The organism is Luteibacter sp. W1I16 (genome assembly GCF_050434905.1).
Classification (GTDB): Bacteria; Pseudomonadota; Gammaproteobacteria; order Xanthomonadales; family Rhodanobacteraceae; genus Luteibacter.
Genome location: NZ_JBNDJJ010000001.1, coordinates 2,157,050 through 2,179,842, shown reverse-complemented (window position 1 = coordinate 2,179,842; position 22,793 = coordinate 2,157,050). Strand labels below are relative to the sequence as shown.

At 66.1% G+C, this 22,793-nt stretch carries 20 protein-coding genes; 16 read left to right on the top strand and 4 right to left on the bottom strand.

Features of this window, described 5'->3' with window-relative positions:
• The first annotated feature begins 9 nt into the window (after nt 1-9).
• Nucleotides 10-864: an OmpA family protein gene (locus tag QFZ41_RS09715; protein WP_429198576.1), complete on the top strand. Its 855-nt coding sequence runs from the start codon at nt 10-12 to the stop codon at nt 862-864.
• A gap of 78 nt (nt 865-942) precedes the next feature.
• Here the strand turns inward: QFZ41_RS09715 and QFZ41_RS09710 are convergent, their stop codons facing one another.
• The gene (locus tag QFZ41_RS09710) at nt 943-1,452 is read right to left on the bottom strand and encodes an Lrp/AsnC family transcriptional regulator (RefSeq protein WP_429198575.1); all 510 of its coding nucleotides are present in this window, start codon (nt 1,450-1,452) and stop codon (nt 943-945) included.
• Nucleotides 1,453-1,525: 73 nt separating this feature from the next.
• Here QFZ41_RS09710 and QFZ41_RS09705 point away from each other — a divergent pair, with 73 nt between their 5' ends.
• Nucleotides 1,526-1,939, top strand: a complete 414-nt coding sequence (locus QFZ41_RS09705) for a DUF2000 family protein (protein ID WP_429198574.1) — start codon at nt 1,526-1,528, stop codon at nt 1,937-1,939.
• Between the two features lie 28 nt (nt 1,940-1,967).
• On the opposite strand, the gene QFZ41_RS09700 is transcribed toward QFZ41_RS09705, so the two are convergent.
• Nucleotides 1,968-2,969 (bottom strand): LacI family DNA-binding transcriptional regulator, encoded by a 1,002-nt coding sequence (locus tag QFZ41_RS09700; RefSeq protein WP_429198573.1) that lies wholly within the window; start codon nt 2,967-2,969, stop codon nt 1,968-1,970.
• Between the two features lie 93 nt (nt 2,970-3,062).
• On the opposite strand from QFZ41_RS09700, the gene QFZ41_RS09695 reads away from it, so the two are divergent.
• From QFZ41_RS09695 to paoC, 7 genes are all read left to right on the top strand, one after another.
• On the top strand, nt 3,063-4,115 hold the full coding sequence (locus tag QFZ41_RS09695) for a sugar phosphate isomerase/epimerase family protein (protein WP_429198572.1): 1,053 nt from the start codon (nt 3,063-3,065) through the stop codon (nt 4,113-4,115).
• 21 nt (nt 4,116-4,136) lie between these two features.
• Entirely contained in the window at nt 4,137-5,354 is a 1,218-nt protein-coding gene (locus QFZ41_RS09690) for a nucleoside permease (RefSeq protein ID WP_429198571.1), read from the top strand.
• 11 nt (nt 5,355-5,365) lie between these two features.
• The gene (locus QFZ41_RS09685) at nt 5,366-6,490 is read left to right on the top strand and encodes a Gfo/Idh/MocA family protein (RefSeq protein ID WP_429198570.1); all 1,125 of its coding nucleotides are present in this window, start codon (nt 5,366-5,368) and stop codon (nt 6,488-6,490) included.
• 20 nt (nt 6,491-6,510) lie between these two features.
• Nucleotides 6,511-7,401, top strand: a complete 891-nt coding sequence (locus tag QFZ41_RS09680) for a sugar phosphate isomerase/epimerase family protein (protein ID WP_429198569.1) — start codon at nt 6,511-6,513, stop codon at nt 7,399-7,401.
• 109 nt (nt 7,402-7,510) lie between these two features.
• Complete coding sequence (paoA, locus tag QFZ41_RS09675) at nt 7,511-8,152, top strand: aldehyde dehydrogenase iron-sulfur subunit PaoA (RefSeq protein WP_429198568.1); 642 nt, start codon at nt 7,511-7,513, stop codon at nt 8,150-8,152.
• Nucleotides 8,149-9,108 carry an FAD binding domain-containing protein gene (locus tag QFZ41_RS09670; RefSeq protein WP_429198567.1) on the top strand — a complete coding sequence of 320 codons (960 nt, stop codon included), beginning with the start codon at nt 8,149-8,151 and terminating at the stop codon, nt 9,106-9,108. The genes paoA and QFZ41_RS09670 overlap by 4 nt, the downstream gene beginning before the upstream one ends.
• On the top strand, nt 9,105-11,303 hold the full coding sequence (paoC, locus tag QFZ41_RS09665; RefSeq protein WP_429198566.1) for an aldehyde oxidoreductase molybdenum-binding subunit PaoC: 2,199 nt from the start codon (nt 9,105-9,107) through the stop codon (nt 11,301-11,303). The genes QFZ41_RS09670 and paoC overlap by 4 nt, the downstream gene beginning before the upstream one ends.
• A gap of 12 nt (nt 11,304-11,315) precedes the next feature.
• Here paoC and QFZ41_RS09660 read toward each other — a convergent pair whose 3' ends face one another.
• Complete coding sequence (locus tag QFZ41_RS09660) at nt 11,316-13,085, bottom strand: FAD-dependent oxidoreductase (protein ID WP_429198565.1); 1,770 nt, start codon at nt 13,083-13,085, stop codon at nt 11,316-11,318.
• A 178-nt stretch (nt 13,086-13,263) separates the two neighbouring features.
• On the opposite strand from QFZ41_RS09660, the gene QFZ41_RS09655 reads away from it, so the two are divergent.
• A complete protein-coding gene (locus QFZ41_RS09655; protein ID WP_429198564.1) occupies nt 13,264-14,337 on the top strand; it encodes an NAD(P)H-dependent flavin oxidoreductase in 1,074 nt (357 codons plus the stop codon).
• 5 nt (nt 14,338-14,342) lie between these two features.
• Here the strand turns inward: QFZ41_RS09655 and QFZ41_RS09650 are convergent, their stop codons facing one another.
• The gene (locus QFZ41_RS09650; RefSeq protein ID WP_429198563.1) at nt 14,343-15,113 is read right to left on the bottom strand and encodes a glycosyltransferase family 2 protein; all 771 of its coding nucleotides are present in this window, start codon (nt 15,111-15,113) and stop codon (nt 14,343-14,345) included.
• Between the two features lie 78 nt (nt 15,114-15,191).
• Between QFZ41_RS09650 and QFZ41_RS09645 the strand changes: the two genes are divergently transcribed.
• From QFZ41_RS09645 to QFZ41_RS09620, 6 genes are all read left to right on the top strand, one after another.
• A complete protein-coding gene (locus tag QFZ41_RS09645) occupies nt 15,192-16,223 on the top strand; it encodes a CDP-glycerol glycerophosphotransferase family protein (protein WP_429200213.1) in 1,032 nt (343 codons plus the stop codon).
• 167 nt (nt 16,224-16,390) lie between these two features.
• Nucleotides 16,391-17,455 carry an HlyD family secretion protein gene (locus QFZ41_RS09640; protein WP_429198562.1) on the top strand — a complete coding sequence of 355 codons (1,065 nt, stop codon included), beginning with the start codon at nt 16,391-16,393 and terminating at the stop codon, nt 17,453-17,455.
• Nucleotides 17,452-18,990, top strand: a complete 1,539-nt coding sequence (locus tag QFZ41_RS09635; protein ID WP_429198561.1) for a DHA2 family efflux MFS transporter permease subunit — start codon at nt 17,452-17,454, stop codon at nt 18,988-18,990. The genes QFZ41_RS09640 and QFZ41_RS09635 overlap by 4 nt, the downstream gene beginning before the upstream one ends.
• Nucleotides 18,991-19,017: 27 nt before the next feature.
• On the top strand, nt 19,018-19,590 hold the full coding sequence (locus tag QFZ41_RS09630) for a TetR/AcrR family transcriptional regulator (protein WP_429198560.1): 573 nt from the start codon (nt 19,018-19,020) through the stop codon (nt 19,588-19,590).
• Nucleotides 19,591-19,702: 112 nt separating this feature from the next.
• Nucleotides 19,703-20,362 carry a M24 family metallopeptidase gene (locus tag QFZ41_RS09625; RefSeq protein WP_429198559.1) on the top strand — a complete coding sequence of 220 codons (660 nt, stop codon included), beginning with the start codon at nt 19,703-19,705 and terminating at the stop codon, nt 20,360-20,362.
• Nucleotides 20,363-20,467: 105 nt separating this feature from the next.
• Entirely contained in the window at nt 20,468-22,753 is a 2,286-nt protein-coding gene (locus QFZ41_RS09620) for a CocE/NonD family hydrolase (RefSeq protein WP_429198558.1), read from the top strand.
• Nucleotides 22,754-22,793 lie beyond the last annotated feature (40 nt).

Sequence of the window (22,793 nt, the reverse complement as noted above, 5' to 3'; positions counted from 1 at the left end):
AGCGAACCCATGAATGCTATCCAAGGAATCAAGAACATGCGCACATCGTTGAAAGGCATCTCCGTGGTTTCGTTCGCGCTGGCGTTGGCCGCCTGTGGAAACATCAGCCACGACGTGGCGAAGGACGGCCGCTCCGCAGGCGAAGTGGTGTGGCCCGCAGTGGGCGAGGTCACGCCCATGCACAAGGGCGGCACGTTTCCCAACCTGGCGAACCTGCGACAGGTGAAGTCGGGGCTCAACAAACAGCAGGTATCCGATCTTATCGGCTATCCCCACTTCAGCGAAGGCATCTGGGGCGTGCGGGAGTGGAACTACGTGTTTAACTTCCGTAAGACCGGCAGCGATGAAGTGACCGTGTGCCAATACAAGGTGTTGTTCGACGACGGGAAGCTGGCTCGCAGTTTTTACTGGAAACCCGAGGCGTGTGCCGACTTCCTGAAGGAAGCGGCGCCGGCTCCCGCACCGGCAGCCGTCGAGCCGGTGGCGGCGCGCAAGCCGCGCGTGCTGTCCGCCGATGCACTCTTCGCATTCGACAGCGCCGAGTTGTCGCCGGTCGGCAGGGGCAGTCTCGACGAGATGGCTACGACGCTGCGTGATCAAGGCGACAAGCTGCGGTCCGTACGCATCGTTGGCTATACCGATCGCCTTGGCGGCGATGCCTATAACAGGGCCTTGTCACAGCGCCGTGCCGAAGCGGTGAAGCGTTATCTCGTGGCGAAGGGCATCCCCGCCGATCGTGTGACCGCGGAGGGCCTGGGCGAGGCCGATCCGGTTAAGGGTTGCGAGGACGCGCCGCGCGGGCAATTGATCGGATGCCTGGCACCGAACCGCCGCGTGGAGGTCTGGGTGACCGGCGTCGAGTAACGCGTCGATCAACCAGGATGGCACCGTTGCCGGCACCCCCGGCGACGGTGCCATCGACAATGGATCGGCCTGTGCACATCACATGGGCCCCGTCGGTTCCTCCGGGCTCGGTCCACGCTCGAGGTACGTCGAGAGGGCAATGTAGCTGCGCGTGCCCTTGAAGCCTTCCATCGCGTGGATTCTCTCCAGGAGGTTCTCGAGGCCCCGGGTGTCCGCCGTGCGCACTTTGAGCAACATGGCGCTCTCGCCGGTCACCGTATGGATTTCCTCCACTTCGGGAAACGCCTTCAGCGCGAGAAGCTGGCGTGTCACCGCCCAACTCGTCGTATCCACGTGCACGAAAGCGAGCAGGGGTCGGCCGATTTTCACGCCGTCCAACGAGGCCACCGTCGCCTTGATGACACCGTCGCGGCGCAGGCGCTTCACGCGCTCGTGCAAGGCCGGCGGAGAAAGGTGCACCTGCCGTGCCAGTTCCGCGTAACTGAGCGTCGCGTCCATGGACAACGCGGCTAATAATTTTCGGTCGATCGCGTCGAGACGGACGGTATCACCCTCTTTTCGCTGAAGGTCCTTCGGATTTCTTGGCATACGATGCTTTACCTATTTAACCGAACCTCATTCGGCGTTTTACTCGCTTCATCGCAGAAACGTCCATAGTCCCATGACCACCTTCGATACCCGCGTCGCCATCCTCATCCGAAACGACCTCAAGACCTGGCAACGGCTGAACGTCGCCGCTTTCCTCGCCACCGGCATCGCCGGCGCGGCACCTGAAGCCATGGGTGAACCGTACCTCGACGAGGCCGGGCGCACGTATGCGCGCCTGCTCGGGCAACCGATGCTGGTATTCGAAGCGGACGCGTCCCAGCTCGCCCATGCGCATAAGGTCGCCATCGACCGTGACATCGTCCGTGCCGTCTACGTCGAGGCGATGTTCTCCACGGGCGACGACGCGGCCAATCGCGAGGCATTCCTCGCCGCAGACGCCGATGCACCGAACCTCGTGGGCATCGCCTTGCGCGGTCCCCGCAAGGCGATCGAGAAAGCGACCAAAGGTGTGCCGCTGCATCGGTAAGGGCAGGGAAACGCCCCGTGTCGAGACGTTATCGCGGGGGCGCCGTCGATTCGCGAACGATGAGTTCGAAGGGCAGCTCGACCCCATCGGGGTGAGGCTTGCCGGCCAGGATGCCCAGCAGCACGCGCACCGTTTCGTGGCCGATCGACCGCATGGGTTGGCTGATGGTGGTGAGTGCGGGCGCGAGGTAGCGTGTCGTCCGCAGATCGTCGAAGCCGACGACGGAAAGGTCCGCAGGTACGTTCACGCCGTGCTCCCGGCAGGCGGCCAGCACGCCCATGGCCATCTGGTCGCTGAAGCAGAACACCGCGGTAGGACGTTGCGGGAGGGCGAGCAATCTCCGGCCTGCCGCATAGCCCGATTCGACGGAGAAATCGCCGCGTTCAACGCTCAATGAGCGCACGGCCCGGTGCACCTTCGCCGCCCCGCGCGCACCGTCGAGGCGCTGATGATGCAGCGGATTCGTCTCCGGCCCACCCACGATGCCGATGCGGCGATGGCCCAGGGCATACAGATGTTCCATCGCCACGTGCGCGGCGGCGCCATTGTCGATGTGCACGCTGGGGACACCGAGGTCGGGCGTGAATTCGCAGCCATTCACCACGGGCGCCGCATCGCCGAGTTCGTCGACGAGTTCTCGCGCGGTGGGAGGCAAGCGGTGCCCGAGGACGATGAGGCCATCGGCTTCCTGGCGACGCAGGATCTGCGCATAGCTCTCTTCGCGTTCCGGCTGTTGCTGCGTATCGCCGAGCAGCACGGCATAGCCCTTCGGCTGCGCGGCTTCCTCGACGCCCTTGACGATTTCCGCGAAGAACGGATTGGATACGTCGGGGACGGTCACCAGGAGTTTGCCCGTGCGTCGCGTGCGCAGGCTCTTCGCGGCCGCGTTCGGCACGAAGCCGAGCCTGGCCACCGCGGCCTGCACGCGGCGGCGGGTGGCTTCGGAAACCAGGTCGGGCTGGCTAAGCGCACGCGACACGGTGGCCGGTGAGACCTTGGCCAGCTTGGCGATGTCGTAAATGGTGGCCACGCGCTACCCCGTTCCGTCCTGCCGCACCGCATCATGATCTTGCGAATTTCCGCTGATAGTATCCGTGAAATCGATTTCATTGCAGGCGGCACGATGAAAACGCTCAAAGGCCCCGGCCTGTTCCTCGCCCAGTTCATCGGCGACGAGGCGCCATTCAACCAACTGGATACCCTCGCTGCGTGGGCGGCCGGTCTGGGCTATGCGGGTTTGCAGATACCCACCAGCACACCGCATATCTTCGACCTCGCCAGGGCCGCCACCAGCCAGGCCTACTGCGACGAGATCGGCGCCATGCTCGATCGCCATGGCTTGCAAGTCACCGAGCTTTCTACGCATCTGCAGGGGCAACTGGTCGCCGTGCATCCGGCCTACGACCTCCTGTTCGATGGCTTCGCACCGGAAGCCATTCGCGGAAACCCGGCCGCGCGCCAGGCATGGGCGGTGGACCAGCTGAAGCTCGCGGCGAAAGCCAGCGCGCGCCTTGGTCTCAAGGCCCACGCCACCTTCTCGGGCGCGCTCGCTTGGCCGTATTTCTACCCGTGGCCACAGCGCCCGCCGGGACTCGTGGAAGAGGCCTTCGTCGAACTCGGACGGCGCTGGCGCCCGATCCTCGACGTGTTCGACGAGCAGGGCGTCGACCTCTGCTTCGAGATCCATCCCGGCGAAGACCTGCATGATGGCGTGACGTTCGAACGCTTCCTCGATGCGGTGGATGGCCACCCGCGAGCGAAGATCCTCTTCGATCCGAGCCACCTGCTCCTGCAACAGCTCGACTACCTCGGCTTCATCGATCGCTACCACGAGCGCATCGGGATGTTCCACGTCAAGGATGCCGAGTTCCGACCGGACGCGCGCAGCGGCGTCTACGGTGGCTATCAATCCTGGGTCGACCGGCCGGGCCGGTTCCGCTCCCTCGGCGACGGACAAGTCGATTTCCGCGCGATCTTCTCGAAGTTCGCCCAGTACGACTTCCCCGGCTGGGCGGTGCTGGAGTGGGAATGCTGCCTGAAACATCCCGAGGACGGCGCGCGGGAAGGCGCGCCGTTCATCCGCGACCACATCATCCATGTGACGGACCGCGCGTTCGACGATTTCGCCGGCGCCTCCACCCCGCCCGAGACGCTGCGGCGCCTGCTCGGTCTCTGACCCGCCATCGAGGAAGACACTATGCGACCGATGCTGCTCCGCCTGGGTTCGATGATGTTCCTGGAGTTCTTCATATGGGGCGCGTGGTTCGTCACCCTCGGCACGTATCTGGGCCAGGGGCCGCTCCATGCCGATGGCTCGCAGGTCGCGGCTGCCTTCCTCAGCCAGTCCATCGGCGCCATCATCGCGCCCTTCGTGGTCGGTCTGATCGCTGACCGGTACTTCGCCGCGCAACGCATCCTCGGCGTCCTCCAGATCGCGGGAGCCGCCTTGCTCTGGTGGGCATCGCAGGCGGCGACATTCCCGGCGTTCCTCACCTTGATCATGGTGTACATGGTGTTGTTCATGCCCACGCTGGCACTCGTCAACAGCGTGGCCATGCGCCACATGGAAAACCCGGAGAAACAGTTTCCGCCTGTGCGCGTCGCCGGCAGCGTCGGCTGGATCGTGGCTGGCGTGCTGATCGCGTGGCTGGGCTGGGAGCATGCGCACCGGCTCGAATGGACGTTCCGCATGGCCGCCATGGCCTCGCTGCTGCTCGGCCTCTACGCCTTCACCTTGCCGGACACGCCGCCGCTCAAGCGGGGCGCCAACGTGTCCATGAGCGACATCCTGGGCCTCGACTCGTTGCGCCTGCTGAAGAGCCGGTCGTACCTGGTCTTCTTCCTGGCATCGGTGGCGATCTGTATCCCGCTGTCGTTCTATTACAACTTCACCAACCCGTTCTTGAACGACCTCGGCGTACGCGGCGCCGCCGGCCTGCAATCGCTGGGCCAGGCGTCCGAGGTCGTATTGATGCTGGCGATGCCTTTCTTCTTCACCCGGCTCGGTGTGAAGAAGATGCTCGCGCTCGGCATGGCGGCCTGGGTGGCCCGCTACGTGCTGTTCGCCTATGGCGACGTGAACGCCGGGTACGCCTTGCTGGTCGGCGGCATCATCCTGCACGGCATCTGCTACGACTTCTTCTTCGTCACCGGGCAGATCTACACCGACGCCCACGCCGGACCGCGGTTCCGCAGCGGCGCGCAGGGATTCATCACCCTGGCCACGTATGGCGTCGGCATGCTGATCGGAACCTACCTTTCCGGGTTCGTCGTCGATCGCTTCACGGTGGATGGCGTACATGACTGGCGCAGTATCTGGATGGTGCCGGCCAGCATCGCCTTCGTCGTCCTGCTGGTCTTCCTGTTCCTGTTCAAGGAACGTAGTGCGCGCGCCGCCGCCGCGGAGCCGTTATGAGGGAAAAGCACATGCCACGGTTGAACATCGCCATCGTCGGTGCGGGGATGATCGGCGCGGTCCATCGACGTGCCGCGATGCTGGCGGGCGCCGAGGTGCGTGGTGTCTGCGCTTCGACGCCGGAGCGTTCCAGGGAAGTGGCCGATGCATGGAACCTGCCGCGTGCTTATGCCGGTATCGACGAGGTGATCGCCGACCCCCAGGTTCAGGTGGTGCACGTGTGCACGCCCAACGCCCTGCACAAACCCTACGCGCAGGCCGCACTCGGGGCGGGCAAGCATGTCGTGTGCGAAAAGCCGCTGGCGACCAGCATCGACGATGCGGAGGCGCTCGCGGAGACGGCGCGCCGGACCGGCCTGGTCGCCACCGTGCCTTTCGTCTATCGGTATCACCCCGTGGTCCGCGAAGCGCGTGCCCGCATCGCCGCCGGGGAGTTGGGGCCACTCCGCTTGATCCACGGCAGCTACTTGCAGGACTGGCTCATGGACGCCGGTGCGAACAACTGGCGGGTCGATCCACGGCAAGGAGGCCCGTCGCGCGTCTTCGCCGATATCGGATCGCATTGGTGCGATCTGGTGGAGTGGGTCGGAGGCCAGCGCTTCGCGGAAGTGAGCGCCATGTTCGCCACCGTGGTTCCCGAACGCGCGGCATCCTCACGACAGAGTTTCACCGTGGCGGCGAGCGGCGGTGCCATGGACGCGGTATCCAGCGAGGACGTGGCGGCGGCGATGTTCCGCACCAGCGAAGGCGTGCTGGCGAATGTCACGGTCAGTCAGGTGTCGCCGGGCCGGAAGAACCGTCTGTGGTTCGAACTGGATGGTTCCAGGGCGAGTATGAGCTTCGACCAGGAAGACAGCGAGCGCCTGTGGCTCGGGTATGCGGATCATTCGATGTGTTTCGTGCGCGATCCGTCGGCGGGCAGTGCGGAGCAACGTCGCCTGGCGGTGTTGCCGGCCGGGCATGCGCAGGGTTACGCCCAATGCTTCGAAGCCTTCGTCGCCGATACGTATGCGGCGATAAGGGGCGAGCGGCCCGATGGCCTTCCCACCTTCGACGATGGCCTTCGTGCGGCCCGAATCACCGATCGCGTCGTGGCTTCGGCGGCCAGCCGACGCTGGCTCGACATAGAAGAGTGAGCCCGAGGGAGGCCGGATGCATGTTGAAAAGCCGTCGCACCTTCCTGCGCAATACCACCCTTGCACTAGCCGCGCTGGGAACAGGCATGCCCTTGCTCGCTGACGTGCGGAACGAACGCCCGGCGAGACACTCCGTGGGGTTCCAGCTGTACACCCTGGGTGATGCGGTCGTCACCGACACGGCCGCCGTGCTGGCCAAGCTCGCCAGCTTCGGCTACAGGGAACTGGAAGCCATCAGCTACGCGAACCTCCCGCCGGAGACCCTGCGCCGCCGCGTTGACGAGGCTGGTATGACGCTCCGCAGCGTCCATCTGGATTTCTCGGGCGAACGCGATGCGGCGAAACTGTTCGACACGGCGCATCGCCTCGGCGTGAACCAGGTCGTCAGTTCGGTGCTCTCTCCTTCGGCCGGCGAAAAGCACGTCGATTTCAGTGTGCTCACGGCCGACGACTTCAAGCGTGTCGCAGAGCGCGCGAACAGGATCGGCGAAGCGGCGAAAAAGGCGGATCTTCGTTATGCGTATCACAACCACGACTTCGAGTTCCGAAAATTCTCATCCGGTGGCGGCGGATACGACATCCTGCTCGCTGAAAGCGATCCGCGCCTGGTGCATTTTCAAGCCGATTGCGGCTGGATGAGCAAGGCGGGCGCCGACCCCGTCTCGTATTTCACCCGTCACCCGAAGCGCTATCTGTCCGCCCACATCAAGGACTTCAATGCCGCCGGTGACATCGTCGAACTGGGGCAGGGAATCGTGCCGTACCCGCCAATCCTGCGGGCCGCGCGAAAGGCGGGCATCGAACATCTTTTCGTCGAGCATGATCCGCCGGGCGGCGTTCCCATACCGATGGACGAAGTCCGTCGTGAGGGCGCCTACCTCGGCGAGCTCATTCATGAATTGTCGATATGAGATCTTGCCGATTGGGAGATCTACAATCGCGGCCGTGAATGGCCTACCCTCGGCTAGCAAGCTCCGGCCGCCTGTCCAGGCAAAACCCAACAGCGCTGAGGATCGACTCATGGACCCGTCGAACGATTGGAAATTCACGCGCCGCGATGTCCTGAAAATGGGAGCGGTCTCGGCAACGGCCCTCGCCGTGCCCGGACTCGTCGCCGCCCCCGCCACGAGGGACGCCGCGCAACCGCCCGTCACCGCCAAGGTCGCCATGGAGGTCAACGGCAACCCGCAGACACTGGACCTCGATACGAGGACGACCCTGCTCGACGCCTTGCGCGAGCACATGCATCTCACCGGCACGAAGAAAGGCTGCGATCACGGCCAGTGCGGTGCCTGCACCGTGATCGTCGATGGCCGCCGCATCAACAGTTGCCTCACCCTGGCGGTGATGCACCAGGGCGCCAGGATCACCACCATCGAGGGCCTCGGCACGCCCGCGCGCCTTCATCCGATGCAGGCCGCTTTCATCAAGCACGATGGTTACCAGTGCGGCTATTGCACGCCCGGGCAGATTTGTTCGGCGGTGGCGGTCCTCGATGAGATCCGCGACGACATTCCCAGCCATGCCACGACCGACCTGACCGCCAAGGCCCGGACGACTCCCCTGGAATTGCGCGAACGGATGAGCGGGAACATCTGTCGCTGTGGCGCGTACTCGAATATCCAGGAAGCGATCGCCGAAGTGGCAGGGGTGAAGGCATGAAGCCGTTTACTTACGAGCGTGCCGAATCCCCGGCTGCCGCCGCGTCCGCGGCGGTGCGTGTTCCCGGGGCGAAATTCATCGCCGGCGGCACGAACCTCCTCGACCTGATGAAGTCCGGGATCGAGGAGCCGGCCCACCTGATCGACGTCAACGGACTGGAGCTCGGCAAGATAGAACCGACCGACGAGGGCGGACTGCGACTCGGCGCCATGGTCCGCAACACCGACCTGGCCGCGGACGCGAGGATCAGGCGTGACTACCCGTTACTCTCGCGTGCCTTGCTCGCGGGCGCCTCCGGCCAGTTGCGCAACAAGGCCACCACGGGCGGCAACCTGCTCCAGCGCACGCGTTGCCCCTACTTCTACGACACCAATCAGGCGTGCAACAAGCGGTTGCCCGGCAGCGGTTGCGCGGCGATCGGCGGCTTCAGCCGGCAGCACGCGATCGTGGGCGCGAGCAAGTCGTGCATCGCCGTGCATCCGAGCGACATGGCCGTGGCCATGCGGGCGCTCGACGCCACGGTGGAAACGGTGCGGCCGGATGGCGGCACGCGCCGCATCCCCATTGCCGATTTCCACACGCTGCCCGGCAATACGCCACACATCGAGAACGTGCTCGTGCCGGGAGAACTGATCACCGCCGTCACCTTGCCGAAGCCTGTCGGTGGCACGCAGCTCTATCACAAGGTTCGCGACCGCGCCTCGTACGCCTTCGCCCTGGTATCGGTGGCCATGATCGTGCAACCCGATGGCGGCGGCCGCGTGGCCCTCGGTGGCGTGGCACACAAGCCATGGCGGGTGGAGGCGGCCGAAGCCGAACTGCCGAAAGGAGCCAAGGCGATTGCGGCACGGCTGCTCGCCGGTGCGCAGCCCACCGAAGGCAACGCCTTCAAGGTCACATTGGTCGAGCGGTCCATCGCGGCGAGCCTCGCCGAAGCCAAGGAGACGAAGGCATGAAATTCGACACTCCCGCCACCACCAACCCGATCGACCGCCTGAAGGTCGTCGGCCAGCCGGTGGATCGCATCGACGGGCCATTCAAGACCACGGGCACGGCGCGCTACGCGTACGAACAGCACGAAGCCGTTCCCCATCATGCTTACGGTTATGTCGTCGGCTCGTCCATCGCCAAGGGCCGCATCGCCTCGATCGATCTGACCCGTGCGCAGCGCGCGCCGGGCGTGCTGGCGATCGTCACCGCGAAAACCGCGGGCAAGCTCGGGAAGGGCAAATTCAACACGGCGACCTTGCTCGGTGGCCCCGAGATCGAGCATTACCACCAGGCGGTCGCGGTGGTGGTCGCGGAGACCTTCGAGCAGGCACGCGCCGCGGCACAGCTCGTGCGCGTGGATTACGCCCGCACACCCGGCAAGTTCGACCTCGCGGCGGCGAAGGACAGCGCGACCAAACCGGAACGAGGAAAGTCGGATACGTCCGTGGGCGACTTCGCCGCGGGCTTCGCGGCCTCGGCCGTGAAACTCGACGCCACATACACCACGCCAGACCACTCGCACGCGATGATGGAGCCGCATGCCTCCATCGCGGCGTGGGAAGGCGACAAGCTCACGTTGTGGACGTCGAACCAGATGATCGACTGGGGGCGCGGCGACGTCGCCCTCACGTTGGGCATTCCGAAGGAGAACGTCCGGCTGATCTCGCCGTACATCGGCGGCGGCTTCGGCGGCAAGTTGTTCGTCCGGTCCGACGCGTTGCTCGCGGCGCTCGGCGCACGCGCCGCCAAACGACCGGTGGCAGTGGCGTTGCCGCGCCCCTTCATGATCAACAACACGACGCACCGCCCCGCGACGATCCAGCGCATCCGCATCGGTACGTCGAAAGACGGAAAGATCCAGGCCATCGGACATGAAAGCTGGTCGGGCGACCTGCCCGGCGGCGATCCGGAAACCGCCGTGCAACAGACCCGCCTGCTCTACGCCGGCGCCAACCGCATGACGGCCACCCGCCTCGCCGTGCTCGATCTTCCTGAAGGCAACGCCATGCGCGCGCCTGGCGAGGCGTCCGGCCTGATGGCGCTGGAGATCGCTATCGACGAGATGGCCGAGAAACTCGGCATGGACCCGGTCGAGTTCCGCATCCTCAACGACACCCAGGTCGATCCGGAAAAGCCGGACCGTCCGTTCTCGCAGCGCCGGCTGATCGAGTGCCTTCGCACGGGGGCGAAGCGCTTCGGCTGGGAACGGCGTCCCACGCGGCCCGCGACGCGACGCGACGGGCGTTGGCTCGTAGGCATGGGCGTGGCGGCTGCGTTCCGCAACAACCTCGTGATGAAATCCGGCGCCCGCGTGCGACTGGATCGCAACGGCCGTGTCACGGTGGAAACCGACATGACCGACATCGGCACCGGCAGCTACACGATCATCGCGCAGACCGCCGCCGAAATGATGGGCCTGCCGCTCGACCGCATCGATGTGCGTCTCGGTGATTCGACGTTCCCCGTCTCGTCGGGCTCGGGTGGTCAGTGGGGTGGCAACAGTTCGACCGCGGGTGTCTACGCCGCGTGCGTGAAGTTGCGCGAGGCCGTCGCGCAGAAGTTGGGGCTTGACCCGAACGCCGCCAACTTCGAGGACGGCAAGGTGGCCGTGGGACAACGCAGCCTGCCGATCGCGCAGGCCGCGGCGGACGGCGACGTGGTGGCCGAGGACAGCATGGAATACGGCGACCTCGGAAAGCGCTACCAGCAATCGACATTCGGCGCGCACTTCGTCGAGGCGCGGGTCGATTCGGCGACCGGAGAGATCCGTGTCGGCCGCATGCTGGCCGTGTGCGCCGCCGGGCGCATCCTCAACCCGAAGTCGGCGCGCAGCCAGGTGATCGGAGCGATGACGATGGGTGTCGGCGCGGCCCTGATGGAAGAACTGGTGGTGGACCGGCGGCTGGGCTTCTTCGTCAACCACGACCTTGCCGGATACGAAGTGCCCGTGCATGCCGACATCCCTCACCAGGACGTGATCTTCCTCGACGAGACCGATCCCATGTCCTCGCCGATGAAGGCCAAGGGGGTCGGCGAGCTTGGCATATGCGGGGTCGCGGCGGCCGTCGCCAATGCGGTGTACAACGCGACTGGTGTTCGCGTGCGCGACTATCCCGTGACGCTGGACAAGTTCATCGACAAGTTGCCGCCCGTGGCCTGACCCGGGCGGCGCTCATGCGTCGGTGCCCTCGCTGCCGACGCCGTGATGAACGAGGAACAGGCGGTCGGGATCGTAACGGCGCTTTGCCGCGGCGAGGCGCGCGTAGTTGCCGCCCCAGAAGGCGCGTTGCCAGTCCTTCTGGAAGTAATCGCTTTCCGAAACGTATGATCCGGCGTTCGTGACGGTCTTCGTGAGCCGCGCATAGGCGGCTTTCACGCGCTCCGCCCCGTCTTTCGCGCGGATCTCGTCGACCTGCGCACCCGGCAGTCCTTCATAGACCGGGTCGCCGCCGTTGCCGATGATCGCAAGGGCGAAGGCATCGAGGACGGCGGGATTCGTCGCCGTGTCACGGCTTGCGGCAAGGGCTTCGGGCGGAGCGCCGAAGAGACCCTTGTTGAAGTGCAGGCCCACGTCCATCTTGCTGGCGGCCTCGCATATCGCCGCGGCCAACGTATCCCGCTCGCCATCGCCGAGAAACCGCGATGGCATCCACGCCGACGCATAGCCATGGATGTACCAGCCCACCTGCGCCTGGTCGCCTTTCCAGAGGATGTGGTCGCGCGGCGCGCCCTCGCGTGCGTCGGCGACGACCACGTCGGGTGCGTGCTCGCGGAAGAAATCCACGTCCCAGTAGTGGCGTGCCGGCATGGCGACCACCTGGAGCGGTTTGCGGAACGCGTACGCGGGGCGCTGCTTTACCCAGGCGACGAAAGGCGCCCAGGCGGCTTCGGCGGCTGCCCGGTCCAGGCCCTGGAAGACCATCGTCACCGACATCCGGCGTTGGCCGCGGAAACCGATCTGCTCGCCCCAGTGCGGGTTGCACAAGGCATCGTGATAGAAGCGCAAGGTCTCCGACGCGAGCGCACGATAGGCTTCCTCGGAGTCGGCCTGGATCTCGCCGAATACCGCGCCGACGGTGTCGGGCAAGTCGTGCGTGCGCAAGGTCAACCGCGTGACGACGCCGGCACACCCACCGCCGCCGCCCTTGATGGCCCAGAAGAGTTCGGGTTCACGGTGGGCGTTCACCACGCGGATCTCGCCGTCCGCGGTGACCACCTCGGCTTCCAGCAGGTTCGACGCGGCGGTGCCGTAGCGCTTCGAGAAGCTGCCGAATCCCCCACCGGTCACCAGGCCCGCGACGCCGACGGTGGTGCAGCCACCACCCTGCACATAGCGGCCACCCCGGGTGGTCACTTCGCCATAGGCGTCGATCCACATCGCGCCCGCGCCCACGCTGACCGCCGGCATGGGACGTGTATCAGGCGCCGCGCCACTGGGGACGAAGGCATCGTGCATCTGCACGTGGTTCATCTTCCGCGTCCAGACCAGGAGCGAGTCGGCGGCGCAGGAGGTGCCTTGATAGCTGTGACCGCCGCCTTTCACGACGAGGCGGACACCATGCTCATGGGCGAATTTCACGGCGGCGGCGATGTCTTCCGCGCTCTCGGCGGTCAGGGCGTAAGCGCTCGGCCGTGACGTCCAGGCGCCGAAGTAGCCGCTGGTCTGGGTGAGCGCCACCTGGTCGCCGATGTAGAAGGGGTTCGTCAGCTGGGCGACGGCTTCGGCGCGGGTGGCCGCATCGGCGAGGAAGGGCGAACGAGGCACGGACAGACGTCCTCCGACCTGACGGCTCAAGGCCTGCCATTGCGCCTGTGTCGGCCAACCCGCCGCGCCTGGCCGCATGCGGGTGGCTGCGCGCGCCGCGGTGAAGGCGTCCAGCTTCAGGGCATAGGGAAGCAGCGGCAGGACGAGGGCGGTCTTGAGAACGGTGCGTCGATCCATGGAAGGAGCCTCGTGGAGGACGCGCCGGCGTCCGTTGGGATGGACCGAGCTTGACGCCACGCCGGGGGCGTGTCGCTCACGAAGTGAGGAAAACCGCGGACTCAGGGACGAAAGGCGGGCCTGCGGTGACGAACGGGGAGCTATAATCACGAAGTACCTGTCGCTCGCGAGCTTCCCCGTGCCTGCCTGGACCGACCGCCGTATCCTCGACCTCCTGTCGATCGACCAGCCCCTCCTGCTGGCACCGATGGCGGGGTCCGGCCTGTCCGCGCTGGCCATCGCCGTGGCGCAGGCCGGTGGGCTCGGCGCCATCCCTTGTTCCTCGATCAGCGTGGAGAAAGCGACCGCGGAGGTCGAGGCGTACCGTGACGCGGTCACAGCGCCGATCAACCTCAACTTCTTCGCGCACCGGCCCATCACGCCGGATGCCGAGGCCATGGCGCGCTGGCTGGCGCGGCTCGCGCCGTACTTCGACGAGTTCGGCATCGATGCGGGCGACCTGCCTGCCGCCGGTGGCCGCGCACCGTTCGACGAGGCGATGTGCGCCATGGTCGAGGCGTTGCGTCCGGAAGTGGTGAGCTTTCATTTCGGGCTGCCGGAGGAACGCCTGCTGGCACGGGTGAAAGCGATCGGATCGGTGGTGTTTTCCTCGGCGACCACGGTGGCCGAGGGCCGCTGGCTGGAGCAGCGCGGCTGCGACGCGGTCATCGCGCAGGGCTACGAGGCCGGCGGCCATCGCGGCAACTTCCTCACCGACGACATGTCGGCCCAGCCGGGCACCATGGCCCTCGTGCCGCAACTGGTCGACGCCTTGACCATCCCCGTGATCGCGGCCGGTGGCATCGCCGATGGACGTGGCATGGCCGCGGCGCTTTGCCTGGGTGCGTCGGCCGTGCAGGTGGGGAGCGCGTTTCTGCTTGCAGACGAGGCCACCAGTGTGGACGTGCATCGCCAGGCCTTGCGTACCGCACGCGACGACAACACGGCGATCACCAATGTGCTCACCGGACGGCCCGCGCGCGGCGTGATCAACCGGATCATGCGCGAAGTGGGTCCCTTGTCCGACGACGCCTTGCCATTCCCGCTGGCGGGCGGGCCGCTGGCGCCGTTACGCAAGATCGCCGAAGCGTGCGGCAGCGGCGACTTTCAGCCGTTATGGGCGGGGCAATCCGCCATCATGGCGCGCGAGGGCCCGGCGACCGCGATTGCCTCGGACATCGTGGAGAACGCGGCGCGCCTGCTTCGCCTCTGAGCCGTTCAGGCCTTCTGGCCGTGCTGCAGTAGCCAGAGCTTCACGTACTTGCGCCGCACGTATTCCACGCGGAGCAGGGCATAAACGATGCCGCGCCAACCGTCGAGGAAGCCCGCGCGCAGCACGTAGCCACGAAAGAACCGCCACATCGGGCTCACGATGATCTGGGCGAGCGTGGCGCGCTTGCCGGCGGCGAATTCCTCGGTGGCCATCATGTGCGCGTAGCGCTCCTGCTTGGCCATCCATTCCGAAAGCGAGCGATACGGGTAATGGTCGAGGAAACCGGGCAACATCCGCACCTCGCCGTCGACACTCACCGATTCGTGAATCTCTCGCGGGCCGCGCCAGCCGCCCTGGCGGCGATCGAACAGGCGCAGGACCTTGTCGGCTCCCGCGTTGCCGTGGCGCATGAAGCGGCCGAAGAAATCGTTGCGGCGATAGAAGCGAAAGCCTGCCGCGCCGCGAAATCCCTCGTCACATGCTTTCTCGATCGCGGCCCTCAACTCGGCCCCGACGCGTTCGTCCGCATCGAGGCAGAGTACCCAGTCGTTCGTGGCCTGGGCCACCGCGAACGCCTTCTGGCTGCGGAAACCGTCGAATGGCCGCGAGATCACCCGCGCCCCCGCATCGCGCGCGATGGCGACGGTGTCGTCGGTGGATCCGCCGTCGACCACGACGAGGTCGTCGCAGAAAGGCGCGGCGGAGGCCAGGCAGTCCCCGATGCGATCGGCCTCGTTCTGGGTGATCACGCAAAGGGAAAGGGGGCGTCGGGTCATCGGGGTGCGGTGTCGGGTATCGAGCCGTCATAATGCCACGTCGTCCAGCGTGGAGTGCCGGCCTTGAGCGCGTGCCTGATGTTCGCCACCGAAACCTATGCGTTGCCGATCCTGCGCCCGTTGGCCGCGGCGGCACAGGCTCGCGGCGTGGAGGTGGGCTGGGTGGTGCCGGCGGCGGTCGCGGCGGAGCTTGCGATGGACGAACGCCGCGTGCGCAGCCTGCGTGAGGCGAGGGCGCTGAATCCGGAAGCCGTGTATTGCGCGGCCAACTGGGTTTCGCCCGCCTTGCCCGGGATCAAGGTGCAGGTGTTCCATGGCTTCAACGCGCAGAAGCGCGAGCCGGATCGTGGTCACTTCGCCATTCGCGGTTTCTTCGATCTCTATGTCACGCAGGGTCCGTCGACCACGCTTCCTTTCGAGGAGCTTGCGCGGGAACACGGCTACTTCGCCGTGCGGGAAACGGGCTGGCCCAAGCTCGATCCGTTGTTCGGGCCCGCGTCGGCAGCCGCGCTCGACATGCCTTCGGACGGCCGTCCGGTCGTCATGTACGCCTCGACCTTCAGCCACCGCCTGAGCAGCGCGCCCGCGATGGTCGAGCCGCTGCGCGACATGATCGCGCGTGGCGACCGGCAGTGGTTGCTCACCTTGCATCCGAAGTGTCCCGGGGAAGTGTTCGCCGCGTACCGTGCCCTGGAAGCGCCGAATGCCCGCTTCTTCACCTCGGAACGTCTCGTGGACATGGAAAGGGCGGCGGACGTGCTCGTTTGCGATACGTCCTCGGTGGTGCACGAGTTCGCGGTCATGGGGAAGCCGGTGGTCACCATCGCCAACCGCGTGCCACAGCCCTTCATGCTCGACGTGCCGACAGCGGCCGATGTCGACGGCGCGATCGACCGCGCGCTATCGCATCCGCCCGAACTGATGGCCGCCCTACGTGCGCATGGTGACGACATCCACCCATATCGCGACGGCCACTCCAGCGAACGCGTGCTCGATGCCGTCGACGAATTCCTCCGCGGCGACTTCGGGCTGCTGAAACGGAAACCGCTGAACCTGGTCCGGCGTTTCAAGGCCCTGCGCGACATCGGCCACCTGCTCGACCTGCGCTGACCCCAGCCGGCCACACCAGCCGAGCAAGCCGGGCCAGCCGGGACCGTGTGGGAGCCGACCTTGTCGGCGATCCCGCGGCAGCGGGCACCCCGAAGTAATCCCACCCCTTGAAATTATTCCTATCATCTATAGAATTACAGATGTAATTCAACTTCCCCTGGTGCCCCGTGGCCGCCGTCGCCGACTCCGCCGTCCCCGTCAGGGCACGCAAGAACTCGCTGAAATTCATGGCCCTGGGCACAGCTGCGCTAGGCATCGCCCTCTACGGTGCGCACTGGTGGACCAGCGGACGCTTCCTCGAAACCACCGACGACGCCTACGTCGGCGGGGATATCACGGTGATAGGACCGAAGGTACCGGGCTATATCGAGACCATCGCCGTCACGGACAACGAGGTCGTGCACAAGGGCGACCTGCTGGTGAAGATCGACGACCGGGACTACCGCGCCGCCCTGGAGAAAGCCGAGGCGGCCGTGGCGGCGCAGCAGGCCGCGTTGCGCAATCTCGACGCCGTATTCGAGTTGCAGCACAGCCATATCGCCGAAGCGCACGCGGGGCTCACCGCCGCGCAGGCAGAGGCCACGCGATCGAAGCTGGACGATGAGCGCTATCGCCTTCTGGTCGGCCGTTCGGCCGTGTCGGTGGAAAGCGCGCAACGCGCGACGGCCACTTTCCAGACCGCCCATGCGGTGACGGCGAGCGCGTCGGCGGCGGTGCAGGCCGCGCAGCGGCAACTCGACGTGATCGACACGCAGAAGCGGCAGGTGGAAGCGGCGCTTGCGCAGGCGCGCGCCGAAGCCGATATCGCACGGCTCAACCTTTCATACACCGAGCTGCGCGCGCCGGTGGACGGTGTGATCGGCAATCGCCGCGCCCGCGTCGGCGGCTATGCGGCAACGGGCAGTCAGATGCTGGTGGTGGTGCCTTCGCATGGTTTGTGGGTAGACGCCAACTTCAAGGAAGACCAGCTTGCGCGGATGCACGTGGGCCAGGAAGTCGAGGTGCGCGCGGACGTGCTGCCGGACAAGGGCTTCAAGGGCCATGTCACCAGCCTCGCTCCCGCCACGGGCGCGCAGTTCAGCGTGCTGCCGCCGGAAAACGCCACGGGCAATTTCACCAAGATCGTGCAGCGCGTGCCGGTAAGGGTGACGCTCGACGGCAGCGATGGCGATCTCGGCGTGCTGCGTCCCGGTTTGTCCGTGACCGCTCGCATCGACACGAAGGCGCCATGAGCCCGGTCGCGCACCTCACGCCGGGACAGAAGATCTTCGCCTTCGCCTCGATGTGCCTGGGCATGTTCATCGCACTGCTGGACATCCAGATCGTCTCGGCGTCGTTGCGCGACATCGGCGGTGGCCTGTCCGCCGGAGCGGACGATACGGCCTGGGTGCAGACCAGCTACCTGATCGCGGAAATCGTGGTGATTCCCCTGTCGGGATGGTTGAGCCGCGTGTTCTCCACGCGCTGGCTGTTCGCCGCGTCGGCCGCCGGTTTTACGCTGACCAGCCTGCTTTGCGGCATGGCCTGGGATATCCAGAGCATGATCTGGTTCCGCGCCGCGCAGGGCTTCCTCGGCGGCTCGATGATCCCGTTGGTGTTCACGACGGCGTTCGTGTTCTTCCAGGGCAAGCAACGCGTCATCGCCGCCGCGACCATCGGTGCGATCGCGTCCCTGGCACCTACGCTCGGGCCCACGCTAGGTGGCTGGATCACGGACAACTATTCCTGGCACTGGTTGTTCTTCATCAACCTGCTGCCCGGCGCCTTCGTCACCGTTGCCGTTCCCCTCCTGGTGAAGATCGACGACGCCGACCTCTCCCTGTTGAAGGCCGGCGACTGGCTCGGCATCGCGCTGATCGCCATCTTCCTCGGCTGCCTCGAGTACACGCTGGAAGAGGGGCCGCGCTGGAACTGGCTGGAAGACGACACCATCCGTGCCACGGCATGGGTCAGCATCGCGGCGGGCGTGCTATTCGTCTGGCGCGGACTGACGGCGGCACATCCCATCGTGGACCTGCGCGCGCTGCGCGAGCGCAACTTCGCGCTCGGTTGTTTCTTTTCCTTCGTCACCGGCATCGGCCTGTTCGGCACGATCTACCTTACGCCACTGTTCCTGGGGCGTGTGGAAGGGTACAGCGCACTGCAGATCGGGAAGGCGGTGCTATCGACCGGCGTCTTCCAGATCATGGCGATCCCCGTCTACGCGATGCTGGCCAATCGCGTGGATCTGCGCTGGCTGCTGATGCTGGGGCTGGCGTTGTTCACGTTGTCGATGTTCGAGTTCACGCCGATCACGCACGACTGGAGCGCCACGGAACTGATGCTGCCGCAGGCCTTCCGCGGCCTCGGCCAGCAGTTCGCCGTGGCCCCCACCGTGACGCTCACGCTGGGCAGCCTTCCACCCGCGCGACTGAAGCAGGCCTCCGGACTCTTCAACCTGATGCGGAACCTGGGCGGGGCGATGGGCATCGCCGCCTGCGCGACCATACTCAACGACCGGACCAACCTGCATTTCTATCGGCTTGCCGAGCGTCTGACGCCGGCGAACGAACCGATGAACCATCTGTTCGACGGCGTGCAGCCCGGCACCGAGTCTTACACCGTCGCGTTACGTTCGCTATGGCAGCTGACATTCCGCGAAGCGCAGACGCTGACCTATAGCGACGCCTTTTTTTCCATCATGGTGTGCTTCGCGATCGCCACCGTGATGGTCCCCCTGATGCGCAAGGTGCAGGCGCCCCAGGCGCCTTCCGCCGACGCGCACTGATCCTTCTTCCGTAGCGGGACACGACCCATGCGTTATGAAAAAGACCACAAGGAGCGGACGCGCCAACGCATCGTCGGCACAGCGTCACGGCGGTTCCGCGAACACGGCATCGAAGCCGAAGGCATGAAATCCCTGATGTCCGCCGCCGGTCTCACCAACGGCGCGTTCTACAATCATTTCGAATCGAAGGAAGACCTGACACGCGAAGCCGTGACCGCCGCGATGAACGAGCGCCTGGGCAGGCTGCGCCACTGGATCGAATCCGGTGAAGGTCTGGCGGGCATGATCCGCAGCTATTTCTCGACACGCCACCGTGACCACCCCGGCACGGGCTGCCCCGTCGCCATCCTTTCCGCCGAAGTGGCGCGGCATTCCGGCATCGTCCGCAGCGCCTATACCGATGGCGTCACGGCGTTCATCGAACTGGTGGCCGCGCAGTGGCCTTCCCTTCCGCACGAGGAAGCGCTCTCGCGTGCCACCGCCCTCTACAGCCTCATGGCAGGCGCCATGCAAGTCGCCCGTGCCACCAACGACGAGGCCCTCTCCGTACGTGTCCTCGACGGCGGGATGCGCGCGGCCCTGGCTTTGGCGGACGCCTGACGGGATCGCAAGCACCCATCGCCGCTGAAGCGGCTCCCACAAGGGCGGGTCGCTGTACCCGGGTGGACGCGAAGCGGCGATAATGGCGGCCGACCCACGCCTGGCCGCGACCATGCCGATACCCACCGCCGAAAACGTCGGCGCCGCCTTCTCACGCGAACGCATGCTCGCCGCCCGTGAACGTTCCTGGGCGGCGTTGCGGGACATCGCCGGGCGCATCGTTCCCGGAATGAGCGAAACCGATGCCGCCGCGTTGGCAAAGGAACGCCTCGACGCGGCCGGCATGCAGCGCATCTGGCATCCCAGCACCGTCCGCTTCGGGGCGAATACGTTGAAGACCTTCCGGCAGCCTTCCGCGCCAGATGCGGTCCTGAGGGCCGACGACATCTTCTTCATCGACCTCGGGCCCGTATTCAATGGTCATGAAGGCGATGTCGGGGATACGTTCGTGGTCGGCGATGATCCCCGGATGCATGCCTGCGCGGCGGCTGCGCGCGAGCTGTTCGCACGGACCGAAGCGAGGTGGCACGAAGGTGTCACCGGCAGCGCCCTGTACGCCTATGCGGAAGACGAGGCCACCGCCATGGGCTGGCGCCTCAATCACGAGACCAAGGGCCATCGTGTCGGTGACTATCCGCATGCGGTGCACAAGGCGGGGTCGTTGGGTCGGTTCGACGCCACGCCGGCGCCGGGCCTGTGGATCCTCGAGATACAGATCGCCCATCCCGTCCTGCCCATCGGCGCTTTTTTCGAAGACCTGCTGGTGGCTTGACCGTCGCTGTGTGCTACCGCAGTGCGCGGGCAAGACATGCCCGACGGCACTATCCCGTGCGGGCGGACGTGGGCAACCTCGAAGTACATCCAGGGAAGCCCGATCATGCCGACGTCATCCATGCACCGCTGGGTTATCGCCCTCGTCTTCGTGTGCGTCGCAGGCCCCTTGCTGGCAGGGACCGCGACGCTGCCGTGGAAAGGTGGGTCGACGGGTGAGGCGGGCATCCGTGATCTGGCGGCCGAGGCGATCGTGGCCTATGCGGAGCCGGACCGCGCGACGTACCTCGACAACCTCGCCTCCTTGCAACTGGCCGCTCGCCGCTACGACGATGCCGCGCGGAGCCTCGCCGAACTCGTCGCTCTTCGCAAGGCGGGCGTCCAGCCCCTCGATGCGGCGGGGGCGACTCGATGGCAGGTCTATGCACGTGCCCGCAAGACCGAAGCCGTCATGCGCCTGCCATTCGGCGACGCATATGCGCGTGCATTCCGCGACGTGTTCGCCACGCTCGACGACGTGCTCGCTTCCCAGGTCATCGCCAGCTTTGGCTCGGACGAGGAACCGTATGGTCCACAGCCCGCGCAGTTGCGGGCGGATTACCTGGCGCTGCTCGCGCAGCGGAAAGAGGGCGCCCTCGCCGTCACCGAGGCGGTTGCGCTGGTCAAGGCGTATCAGGCCGCCGAGGCTTACGCCGCATTCCGCCCATTCACGGCGAAGCTGATCGACGAAGACGACCGTCGCCGCTACGAGGTACGGGCGCCCGTGTTGGTGCCGAGTTCCGACGGCGCCTCGGTGACGGCGCTGGTCATGTTGCCCAGGCATCACCCAGCGCCGCTAGCCACGCTGCTCGGATTCACTATCTACGCCAATCCGTGGTGGTCCTCGACCGAATTGCGTCTCACGGCCGCGCATGGCTATGCCGCCGTCGTCGGATACTCGCGCGGAAAGGGACTGTCGCCGGGACAGGCCGTGCCATACGAACACGATGGCGTGGACGCGGACGCCACGATCGAGTGGATCGCGAAGCAGCCCTGGAGCGACGGCCGTGTCGGCATGTATGGAGGAAGCTACAACGGCTTCACCCAATGGGCCGCCGCGAAACACCGGCCAAAGGCACTGCGCGCGCTCATGCCGTCCGTCACGGTGGCGCCCGGCATCGACGTGCCGATGGAGGGGAACGTGTCGTTGACCTTCGTCTATCCGTGGGCGCCCTACGTGGCCGGGGGCAAGGGCCTGGACGAAGCCCGGTACGGCGACAACGCGCACTGGAACGGGCTTTACCGGCGGTGGTACGAAAGCGGGAAGAGCTACCGCGCGCTCGACGAACTGGAAGGCAAGCCGAACCCCGTTTTCCAGCGCTGGCTGGACCATCCTTCCTACGACGCCTACTGGCGGGACATGATCCCCCAAGGCGGGGAGTTCTCCGGCATCGACATCCCCGTACTCACGACGACCGGCTACTTCGATGGCGGGCAGATCGGCGCGCTGCATTACGTGCGCGAACACGAGCGCTACAACCCGCGCGCCGAGCACTATCTCCTGATCGGCCCCTGGGACCACGTGGGGGCGCAACGCAAGGCGCGGCCCGTCGTGGACGGCTATGCCATCGACCCGGTGGCGAAGATCGACATCAGCCGTGTGCTTCGTTACCAGTGGTTCGACTATGTTTTCCGTGGTGGTGCGAAACCGGCCCTGCTGAAGGACCGGATCAACTACGAGGTCATGGGTGCGAACACGTGGAAACATGCACCCAGTGTCGACGGGATGGCGCCGGCAAAGCGGCGGCTCTTCCTGGTGACGGAGGACGGCGCGGCCACGTTGCGGGAACGCCCTTCCGCGGGTACATCGCTCCTCACCGTGGATCTTGGCAAGCGTGACGATCTTCCCGCGGCGGATGCGCCGCCGGGTGTGCTCGACGATCGTAACGCCCTCGCCTTCACCAGCGAACCGCTGTCGGCGGGGACCGAACTGAGTGGCTTGTTCTCGGGCAAGCTCGACCTGGTGACGAACAAGCGCGATTTCGACCTGCGCATCACGCTGTACGAGAAGAAAGCCGGCGGCGACTACTTCCCGCTGTCCTGGTACCTGGCCCGCGCCAGCTATATGGAGGACCGCTCGCACCGGCGCCTCCTGGTTCCCGGCAAACGCACGACGCTCGCCTTCACCAACGGACGTACCACCAGCCGGCTGTTCGAACCGGGCAGCCGGCTGGTCGCCGTGGTGTCCGTGGTCAAGGATCCTGGCTCGTCGATCAACATGGGAAGCGGCGGGGATGTCGGCTTGGAAAGCGCCGCCGATGCCGGTGAGCCGCTGCGGATCGAGTGGCTGGGCAGCAGTTACCTCGACCTGCCGATGGGTCCGACGGAGCCCCCGACCGGCGTACGCAAATAAGAGTCATTCGCAATATTGCGCGACCGGGGCTTTCTGGGTC